This is a genomic window from Bradyrhizobium sp. SHOUNA76 (assembly GCF_023006445.1).
Lineage (GTDB): Bacteria > Pseudomonadota > Alphaproteobacteria > Rhizobiales > Xanthobacteraceae > Bradyrhizobium.
In genome coordinates this window covers 1-8,695 of sequence record NZ_JALBHA010000264.1, presented here as the reverse complement: position 1 = coordinate 8,695, position 8,695 = coordinate 1, and the positions used below count along the sequence as shown (strand labels likewise).

Annotated in this window: 9 protein-coding genes and 2 pseudogenes; 3 read left to right on the top strand and 8 right to left on the bottom strand. The window is 64.0% G+C overall.

Annotation, left to right across the window (positions count from 1 at the left end):
- The 4 genes and pseudogenes from MOV74_RS23600 to rpoZ form a co-directional block, all read right to left on the bottom strand.
- A pseudogene (locus MOV74_RS23600) lies at window positions 1–215 on the bottom strand (4'-phosphopantetheinyl transferase superfamily protein); the annotation flags it as partial.
- Complete coding sequence (locus MOV74_RS23595) at window positions 212–964, bottom strand: pyridoxine 5'-phosphate synthase (protein ID WP_246927759.1); 753 nt, start codon at window positions 962–964, stop codon at window positions 212–214. The pseudogene MOV74_RS23600 and the gene MOV74_RS23595, both read right to left, overlap by 4 nt.
- Before the next feature lie 45 nt (window positions 965–1,009).
- Window positions 1,010–3,292 carry a bifunctional (p)ppGpp synthetase/guanosine-3',5'-bis(diphosphate) 3'-pyrophosphohydrolase gene (locus MOV74_RS23590; RefSeq protein ID WP_246927757.1) on the bottom strand — a complete coding sequence of 761 codons (2,283 nt, stop codon included), beginning with the start codon at window positions 3,290–3,292 and terminating at the stop codon, window positions 1,010–1,012.
- A gap of 204 nt (window positions 3,293–3,496) precedes the next feature.
- The gene (gene rpoZ, locus MOV74_RS23585; protein ID WP_007603391.1) at window positions 3,497–3,889 is read right to left on the bottom strand and encodes a DNA-directed RNA polymerase subunit omega; all 393 of its coding nucleotides are present in this window, start codon (window positions 3,887–3,889) and stop codon (window positions 3,497–3,499) included.
- Window positions 3,890–4,217: 328 nt separating this feature from the next.
- Here rpoZ and MOV74_RS23580 point away from each other — a divergent pair, with 328 nt between their 5' ends.
- Window positions 4,218–4,862, top strand: coding sequence for an NYN domain-containing protein (locus tag MOV74_RS23580; protein ID WP_063194883.1), 645 nt, complete (start codon window positions 4,218–4,220; stop codon window positions 4,860–4,862).
- A complete protein-coding gene (locus tag MOV74_RS23575; RefSeq protein ID WP_246927755.1) occupies window positions 4,843–5,517 on the top strand; it encodes a uracil-DNA glycosylase in 675 nt (224 codons plus the stop codon). The genes MOV74_RS23580 and MOV74_RS23575 overlap by 20 nt, the downstream gene beginning before the upstream one ends.
- On the opposite strand, the gene MOV74_RS23570 is transcribed toward MOV74_RS23575, so the two are convergent.
- From MOV74_RS23570 to dapA, 4 genes are read right to left on the bottom strand one after another with little or no spacing between them, the layout of a single operon-like run.
- A complete protein-coding gene (locus MOV74_RS23570; protein ID WP_246927753.1) occupies window positions 5,514–6,098 on the bottom strand; it encodes a peroxiredoxin in 585 nt (194 codons plus the stop codon). The genes MOV74_RS23575 and MOV74_RS23570 overlap by 4 nt on opposite strands.
- A gap of 4 nt (window positions 6,099–6,102) precedes the next feature.
- On the bottom strand, window positions 6,103–6,576 hold the full coding sequence (gene smpB, locus MOV74_RS23565; RefSeq protein ID WP_027530006.1) for an SsrA-binding protein SmpB: 474 nt from the start codon (window positions 6,574–6,576) through the stop codon (window positions 6,103–6,105).
- Between the two features lie 59 nt (window positions 6,577–6,635).
- The gene (mscL, locus tag MOV74_RS23560; protein ID WP_246927748.1) at window positions 6,636–7,076 is read right to left on the bottom strand and encodes a large conductance mechanosensitive channel protein MscL; all 441 of its coding nucleotides are present in this window, start codon (window positions 7,074–7,076) and stop codon (window positions 6,636–6,638) included.
- A gap of 23 nt (window positions 7,077–7,099) precedes the next feature.
- Window positions 7,100–7,990 (bottom strand): 4-hydroxy-tetrahydrodipicolinate synthase, encoded by an 891-nt coding sequence (dapA, locus tag MOV74_RS23555; RefSeq protein WP_246927746.1) that lies wholly within the window; start codon window positions 7,988–7,990, stop codon window positions 7,100–7,102.
- Window positions 7,991–8,215: 225 nt separating this feature from the next.
- Here dapA and MOV74_RS23550 point away from each other — a divergent pair.
- A pseudogene (locus MOV74_RS23550) lies at window positions 8,216–8,695 on the top strand (lytic transglycosylase domain-containing protein); the annotation flags it as partial.

Below are 8,695 nucleotides of genomic sequence, written 5' to 3'. Positions count from 1 at the left end.
TCGGCTCCATGCTGGCCGACCGCGCCTCGTTCCCGGGCCTTGCCGACTACGTCGCCACCAAGGCAGCCGTGGTTGGCTACACCAAGGGCGCGGCACGCGACCTCGGCCCGCTCGGCCGGGGTGAAGATGCGGTCGAGGAAGCGCTCGCCATGGCGCTCGATCACCTTGGCGACGCGGGTGATGTCGATGAGGTCGGAGCCGATGCCGATGATCACGCCCGGCTCCGACCGCGGTCCATCGCCGCGCGCATGCTGCGCACCGTCTCGGCAAGGCCGACGAACAGCGCTTCGCCGATCATGTAGTAGCCGATGTTCAGCTCGATGATGTCAGGCAGGGCCGCGATCGTCTCCGCGGTCGCATAGTCGAGCCCGTGCCCGGCATGAACCTCCAGTCCGGCCGACTTCGCCAACTTCACCCCCGCCACGATCCGCTGCCATTCGGCCTCGGCTTTCTCCGTGTGGCCGTCGACCACGGCGTCGCACCAGGCGCCGGTATGGATCTCGATCACGGGCGCGCGCAGCCGCGCCGCCATCTCGATCTGGGCGGGATCGGCGGCGATGAACAGGGAGACCCGAATACCGGCATCGTTCAGCCGCGCGATGTAGGGTGCGAGCGCGTTGTGCTGGCCGACCACGTCGAGGCCGCCTTCGGTGGTCACCTCCTGCCGGCGCTCCGGCACCAGGCACACCGCGTGCGGCTTGGTAGCGAGCGAGATGCGCATCATGTCGTCGGTCGCCGCCATCTCGAAATTGAGCGGCTTGGAGATCTCGGCCCTCAGCCGCGCCATGTCCTCGTCGCGGATGTGGCGGCGATCCTCGCGCAAATGGGCGGTGATGCCGTCGGCCCCGGCCTCGATCGCCAGCAGCGCCGCCCGCACCGGATCGGGATGGCGGCCGCCGCGCGCGTTACGCACGGTTGCGACGTGATCGATATTGACGCCAAGGCGAAGCGGAGAAGCGGGCATTTCAGAACTCACGAAATCAGAGGAATAGGCGCATGCGAGATGCACCTATCCATTAACACGTTCGACTTTGGCGACGACCGCCTTAGCGCGCAACTGGGCCAGGATCGCGCTGAGATGTTTTAGATCGTAGACTTCGAGATCGATCGTCGTCTCCGTGAAGTCAGGGGAGCGGCGCTGCATGCTGATGTTGTCGATGTTGCCGTCGTGCTCGGCGATCACGGTCGCGATCTGCGCCAGCGCTCCGGGCTCGTTGACGTTCTCGACCTTGATGCGGGCCGGGAATCGCTGCGGCGCGGAGTCCTCGATGTCCCAACGGACGTCGAGCCAGCGCTCCGGCTCCTCCTCGAAATCCTTCAGGGCCGGCGCCTGGATCGGATAGATCGTGATGCCCTCGCCCGGCGTGACGATGCCGACGATGCGATCCCCCGGCACGGCGCCGCCGTTCGGGGCGAATTTCACCGGCAGGTCGGAATTGATGCCGCGGATCGGAATGGCGACCGGGCTGCGCGGCTCCGAGGACTTCTCCTTGAGCTTGGCGGCAAGCCCCTTCTTGACGCCGTAGCGCGCAATGCGCTCCTCCTTGTAGTCGGGGTACATCGCACGCGCGACGTGCGAAGCCTTGATCTCGCCGCGCCCCACAGCCGCCATCACGTCTTCGATCGAGGTGCGCGCGAGCCGCGGCAGCGCGCCCTTGAGCTTGTCGTCGGCATATTCGATCTTGGCGCGCTCGAACAGGCGCTCGACGATGCGCCGGCCGAGACCGGCATATTGATCGCGCACGGCGGTGCGCGTGGCACGGCGGATCGCGGCGCGCGCCTTGCCGGTAACCGCAAGCGTTTCCCAGGCCGAGGGCGGTGCCGATTGCGCTTCCGAGGTCAGCACCTCGACCTCGTCGCCGTTCTGGAGTTCCGAGGACAGCGGCGCGAACTGGCCGTTGATCTTGCAGCCCACGGCACTGTTGCCGACGTCGGTATGCACGGCATAGGCGAAGTCGATCACGTTGGCGTGGCGCGGCAGCGCGATCAGCTTGCCCTTCGGGGTGAAGCAGAACACCTGGTCGTGGAACAGCTCGAGCTTGGTGTGCTCGAGGAATTCCTCCGGGTTGGCGCTCTCCGAGAGGATGCCGATGGTGTGGCGCAGCCAGGCGAACGCGTTGGACTCGCGCTTGAGGAATTCGGTCGGCGAGCCGACGCCCTCCTTGTAGAAGACGTGCGCGGCGATGCCGCGCTCGGCGATCTGGTCCATCGCCTCGGTGCGGATCTGCAGCTCGACGCGCTGGTTGCCGGGACCGATCACCGTGGTGTGGATCGAGCGGTAGTCGTTCTGCTTCGGCGTCGAAATGTAGTCCTTGAAGCGCCCCGGCACGACCGGCCAGGTGGTGTGGACGATGCCGAGCGCGCGATAGCAGGCCTCGATGTCGTTGACGACGAGCCGGAAGCCGAAGATGTCGGACAATTGCTCGAAGCCGACCGACTTGCGCTCCATCTTGGTCCAGATCGAGAACGGCTTCTTGCGGCGGCCATAGACCCGCGCGCCGAGCCCCCTGTGGCGCAGATTGTTGGAGAGCTGGTCCTCGATCTCGCCGATCAGATTGCGGTTGCGTTCGGCGAGCGCGTCGAGGCGCTGCATCACCACCGAATAGGCTTCGGGATCGAGGGTGCGGAAGGACAGATCCTCCAGCTCCTCGCGCATTTCCTGCATGCCCATGCGCCCGGCCAGAGGTGCATAGATGTCGAGCGTCTCCTCGGCGATGCGCCTGCGCGATTCCGTCGGCACGAAGTCCAGCGTGCGCATGTTGTGCAGACGGTCGGCGAGCTTGACCAAGAGCACGCGGACATCGTCGGCGATGGCCAGCAACAATTTGCGCAGGTTTTCGGCCTGCTTGGCCTCCCGTGACACCAGCTCGAGTCGCTTCAGCTTGGTCAGGCCCTCGACCAGAGCGCCGATCTCCGGCCCGAAGATCTGGTCGATCTCGGCCCGTGTCGCTTCGGTATCCTCGATCGTGTCGTGGAGCAGCGCGGCTACGATGGTGGCGTCATCGAGCTTCAGGTCGGTGAGAATCGCTGCCACTTCGAGCGGGTGCGAGAAATACGGATCGCCCGAGGCGCGGGTCTGCGAGCCATGCGCCTTCATGGCATAGACATAGGCGCGGTTCAGCAGGTCTTCGTTGGTGTTGGGATTGTAGGACCGGACGCGCTCGACGAGGTCATATTGACGCATCATGCGCGCGCGCGGCTTGGCCGGGCGGGCGACCGGCGCAGTCGGGGCCACGGCAACCGATTCGGTTGCGGCCTGCATCTGCGTGAATCTGCGGCGCCGATATACCATGCCGTCCTGCCTTCAAACGGGCCCTGAGCAGCCCGCTGTATACATCTTAGCTCCGATCGCGCTTGTGTCCGATCAATTCGGTGACAGGACGCATTGCCAGCGACAACGCATGGTAACCACGAAAACGTCAACAAAAGCAAAGGCCCGAACAACCGTTCGGGCCTTTGATAAAATCACAAGAAGTCGACAATCGCGACGGACGATTTACTCGTCTTCCTCGGGCTGCTCCTCGGGCGGCGCGAGGCCTTCGAGACCCTTCAGAAGCTCCTCTTCGGTCATGCGCTCGACGGCGACTTCGGTATCGTCCGCATCGACGCTTGCACCCGCGGAACCGATCAGCGGCACCGTATCCGGCTCGGGCTCGTCGACCTCAACGAACTTCTGGAGCGAGTGCACCAGCTCCTCGCGGAGGTCCTCAGGCGAAATGGTCGTCTCGGCAATTTCGCGCAAAGACACAACAGGGTTCTTGTCGTTATCGCGGTCAACCGTTAGTTGTGAACCGGACGAGATCATGCGGGCACGGTGGGCGGCCAGCAGGACCAAGTCAAACCGGTTGTCGACCTTGTCGATACAATCTTCTACGGTGACGCGAGCCATGGACTGTCGCTCCGTTGTGGGTGGGACGAAATATGTGGATGATTGGGGCTAGTTATAGGGGCCAGGACGGTTTCGCAAGGCCAATTTGTGATTTGGCCTCGCCAAACGGCTCTGCTACCCCCACATTGGGGCAGGGATGGGTGGTTTCCCGGGCCGCCATCGAGGGCGGCGCCGGGGATATGAAAGTCCGCCATAACTATACCTTGATTGCCCCGACTTCTCCGGATTTGCGGTTTCGACGGGTTTCGGCAGCACTCTGAAGTGCGTAGCTTGCCGCCGCGCGCCAACAATAAACGATCAATCACGACACACTACGCGAGCAAACTGAATGTCCCCTTCCTCTACCGACAAGATCGCGCTCTTCATCGACGGAGCCAATCTCTACGCGACGGCGAAAACTCTGGGCTTCGACATCGACTACAAGCGCCTGCTGAAGGAGTTTCAGAGCCGCGGGACGCTGCTTCGGGCGTTCTACTACACCGCGATCATCGAGGATCAGGAATACTCCTCGATTCGCCCGCTGATCGACTGGCTGGACTACAACGGCTACACCGTCGTCACCAAGGCGACCAAGGAGTTCATCGACGCCTCCGGCCGCCGCAAGGTCAAGGGCAACATGGACATCGAGCTCGCCGTGGACGCCATGGAGCTCGCCGAGCACATCGACCAGATGGTGCTGTTCTCCGGTGACGGCGACTTCCGCTCCCTGGTCGAGGCCGTGCAGCGCCGCGGCGTGCGGGTCACCGTGATCTCCACCATCGCCAGCCAGCCGCCGATGATCGCCGACGAGCTGCGCCGCCAGGCCGACGTCTTCACCGACCTCGTCGAGCTGCAATCCAAGCTCGGCCGCGATCCGTCCGAACGCCCCGCCCCGCGTGACCGCGGTGAGCGTGGCGAACGCCACCACGCCCCCCAATTCCTCCAGCGCGCAACCACGATGGCGCCGAGGGGCGATGACGACTTCGAGGAGTGAGGCGGCCCGGTCAAGCCGCCAGCCTTCCACCGTCGTTCCCGACCGCGATTGTCCGCTCTGTCCGCGTCTGGTCGCCTTTCGCGAGGCGAATCGGGCGCGTGAGCCGTTGTGGCACAATGCGCCGGTAGCGCCCTTCGGCGACATCAAGGCGCGCCTTTTGATCGTCGGCCTCGCGCCGGGGATGCAGGGCGCCAACCGCACGGGACGGCCGTTCACCGGCGACTATGCCGGCGACCTGCTCTACGCCACCTTGCTCGAATACGGGTTTGCCAAGGGCACCTATCAGGCGCGTCCCGATGACGGCCTGAAGCTGATCGACTGCCGGATCGCCAATGCAGTGCATTGCGTTCCGCCGCAGAACAAGCCGCTGCCGGTCGAGATCAACACCTGCCGGCAGTTTCTGGTCGCGAATCTCGAGACGATGCCGAAGCTGCGCGCGATCATCGCGCTCGGGCGAATTGCGCACGACAGCGTGCTCAAGCCGTTGAAGCTGAAGGCCTCTCAAGCCCCCTTCGGCCATGGCGCCGTGCATCAGGCCGGCGCGTTCAAGCTCTACGACAGCTATCACTGCTCGCGCTACAACACGAACACGGGCGTGCTGACGGCGGACATGTTCCGGTCGGTGTTCGCGAAGGTGAAGGCGGATCTCGATTAGTCGGCCTTTGCTGGATTGGCCTTCAGCCAGTCCAGGACGTCGCCGGCGTTCCGGTCAGGCGGGAACACGGGATAGAGCACGTGCGTGATCCTGGCATCGTCGACGATGAGCGCGAGGCGCTTGATCAGCGTCAGGCCCGCGACCTCCATCGTCGGCAGCTTCAACGCGCGCGTCAGCGCCAGCTTCTCGTCCGACAGCACCGGGAATGGCAGATGCAGCCGTGAGGCCATCTCGGTCTGGTATTCGTTGCTTTGTGTCGAGAGGCCGAACACGTGGGCGGCACCGGCGGCCTTCAGCTCGGCGAACAGATCGCGAAACGCACAAGTCTGCGGCGTGCAACCGCGCGCACCCGGGATCATGTCCCAATCGTCGACCAGCGCGATCTTGCCGGGCTCGCCCGTGCGCGGATACGCGAACACAACGGTGCGGCCGCGCAGCGCCGACAGCGTGACTGACGTGTCGTCGGTTGCGAGCAGGCCGAGCGAGGGCAGTGTCATGCCCGTCAGATGCGCGGCGCCGCCATCATCTTCGGGCGCTGGAATCCGGGTCCAATCGACCTCGAGCAGGTTCCGCTGGGTCATCTCGTCAGCCCCTCGCCCGCATCAGGCGCCCCTTCTCCCGGCTCCAATCGCGCTTCTTCTCGGTCTCGCGCTTGTCGTGCAGCTTTTTGCCCTTTGCCACCGCCAGCTGAAGCTTGGCGCGCCCACGCTCGTTGAAATAGAGCTTGAGCGGGATCAGCGTCATGCCCTCGCGGTCGACCGCGCCCATCAGCTTGTTGATCTGCCGGCGATGCAGCAGCAGCTTTCGCGGCCGCTTGGGCTCGTGATTGAAACGGTTGCCCTGGAGATATTCGGGAATGGTGGCGTTGATCAGCCAGATCTCGCCGTCCTTGGAATCGGCGTAGGATTCCGCAATCGTGCTCTTGCCGTTGCGGATCGACTTGACTTCGGTGCCGGTCAGCGCAATGCCGGCCTCGATCGTGTCCTCGATCGCATAGTTGAACCGGGCCTTGCGATTCTCCGCCATGACCTTGATTGGACGTTCGTTTTTATCGGCCATGACAGGCAAACCTGATCGAGATGTGCGCGTAAGCTAACAGTTCGGATGAAGCGCGCGCGTCACTTCTTGAGGAGATCACGGATCTCGGTCAGCAGTTCGACCTCGGCCGACGGCTTCGGGGGCGCGGCCGGCGCCGCCTCCTCCTTGCGCTTCAAGGTGTTGATGGCGCGGATCACCAGGAACAGCACGAAGGCGACGATGATGAAGTTGATCGTCAGCGTCAGGAAGCTGCCATAAGCAAGTACAGCGCCTTGCTTTTTCGCATCAGCTAAGTTGGTGGCTGTGACCGCCTTCGACAAGGGGGCAAAATAGTTCGAGAAGTCGAGGCCGCCGGTGACCGCGCCGATGATCGGCATGATGATGTCACCGACCAGCGACGTGACGATGGCACCGAAGGCCGCGCCTATGATGACGCCGACCGCGAGATCGACGACGTTGCCCTTCATGGCGAATTCGCGGAATTCCTTGAGCATGCGTGTGCCCTTTTCCTCGACGCTCATGAACGGCCCCCGATGCCAGCGCGTCAGTTGATCAGGCCAGCGTGCACCATGGCGCTACGGACCGCAACGCGGGTCGGCTCGGAAACCGGCACCATCGGCAGCCGCAGCGTCTCGTCCAGCTTGCCGAGCAGTGACATCGCATACTTGATCGGCGCCGGATTGCTCTCGATGAAGAGGTTGTTGTGCAGCGGCATCAGCTTGTCGTGCAGCTTCAAGGCGGTGGCATGATCGCCCTTCTGCCAGGCAACGTGGAACTCCGAGCACAGGCGCGGCGCCACGTTCGAGGTGACGGAGATGCAGCCGTGGCCGCCATGGGCCATGTAGCCGAGAATGGTGGCGTCCTCGCCGGAGAGCTGGTTGAATTCCTCGCCCATCGCCGCGCGCTGCTGCGACACGCGCACCATGCTGGCGGTGGCGTCCTTGACGCCGGCGATGTTCTTCAGCTCCCACAGCCGCTTCATGGTGTCGACCGACATGTCGATCACCGAGCGCGGCGGGATGTTGTAGATGATGATCGGAATCCCGATCGCGTCGTTGATCGCCTTGAAGTGCTGGTACATGCCTTCTTGCGTCGGCTTGTTGTAATAGGGCGTCACGACCAGCACGGCCTCCGCGCCTGCCTTCTCGGCGTGCTGGGAGAGCTCGATCGCCTCCTTGGTCGAGTTGGAGCCGGCGCCCGCGATGACAGGCACGCGGCCCTTGGCCTCGGCGATGCACCATTCGACCACCTTCTTGTGCTCGTCATGGCTGAGGGTCGGGCTCTCGCCGGTGGTGCCAACCGGGACCAGGCCGTTGGTGCCCTCTGAAATCTGCCAGTTGACGAGGGAGCGGAATGCCGCCTCATCCAGCGAGCCGTTCTTGAACGGCGTGACCAAGGCGGTGAACGACCCCCGGAATTTCGTCTTGGCTGCCATGGACTTCCTCCGTACGCGGCTATCTCTCGAGCAAGCGCCATTCATATCGGGTCTATCCCGCCGGTAAAAGGCCCGCTTCCGTGTGACGCACCGTTTAGGCCGCGATTTTGCCGCGGTGGTGGTGCAAATCGGCCCGCGGTAAGCGGCTGTTGGTATTTTGTCCGCATATTCAATCAAATACAGCTAGATCTTGAGCCACTTGACTGATTCGGGGCGACAAAACCCGTGACCTCATTCCCTCGCGCCGCTTGGCGATCCTCCGGTCTGATCGTGTGCCTGATGGCAGGGCTCTCGGTCGGCTGCGCCGCCCTGGCCAAGTCCAATGAGACGACGGCGGAGACCGCCAAGGATACCGCCAAGGACGCTGCGAAGAACACCGCAAAGCCCGCCGCCAAGGACGCGGCAAAGGGCTCGTCCAAGGAGGCCAACAAGGGAACCGGCAAGGACAGTTCGAAGGACGCAGCCACGGGGGCGAGCAAAGGAGCGGCTGGCGCCCCGAGCAAGGACACCGCGAAGAAACCGGCCAAAGATACTGGCAAGGACGCGGGCAAGAGCGCCGGAAAAGAACCCGCGAGGGACAAGCCCAAGCCCGCCGCGGCGGCACCTGCGCCGAAATCCCATCCGGCCGCTAACAGCTCGCCTCCGAAAACGGCCCCCGCGCCGGCCGCGACCGCCACCGTCAGACCTTCTGCCCCCGTCGCCAGG

Bases quoted from the DNA above. Each gene is read 5' to 3' on its own strand.
- MOV74_RS23595 (WP_246927759.1), bottom strand. From the start codon at position 964: ATGCCCGCTTCTCCGCTTCGCCTTGGCGTCAATATCGATCACGTCGCA.
- smpB (WP_027530006.1), bottom strand. From the start codon at position 6,576: ATGGCCGATAAAAACGAACGTCCAATCAAGGTCATGGCGGAGAATCGC.
- dapA (WP_246927746.1), bottom strand. From the start codon at position 7,990: ATGGCAGCCAAGACGAAATTCCGGGGGTCGTTCACCGCCTTGGTCACG.
- rpoZ (WP_007603391.1), bottom strand. From the start codon at position 3,889: ATGGCTCGCGTCACCGTAGAAGATTGTATCGACAAGGTCGACAACCGG.
- MOV74_RS23575 (WP_246927755.1), top strand. From the start codon at position 4,843: ATGACGACTTCGAGGAGTGAGGCGGCCCGGTCAAGCCGCCAGCCTTCC.
- mscL (WP_246927748.1), bottom strand. From the start codon at position 7,076: ATGAGCGTCGAGGAAAAGGGCACACGCATGCTCAAGGAATTCCGCGAA.
- MOV74_RS23570 (WP_246927753.1), bottom strand. From the start codon at position 6,098: ATGACCCAGCGGAACCTGCTCGAGGTCGATTGGACCCGGATTCCAGCG.
- MOV74_RS23590 (WP_246927757.1), bottom strand. From the start codon at position 3,292: ATGGTATATCGGCGCCGCAGATTCACGCAGATGCAGGCCGCAACCGAA.
- MOV74_RS23580 (WP_063194883.1), top strand. From the start codon at position 4,218: ATGTCCCCTTCCTCTACCGACAAGATCGCGCTCTTCATCGACGGAGCC.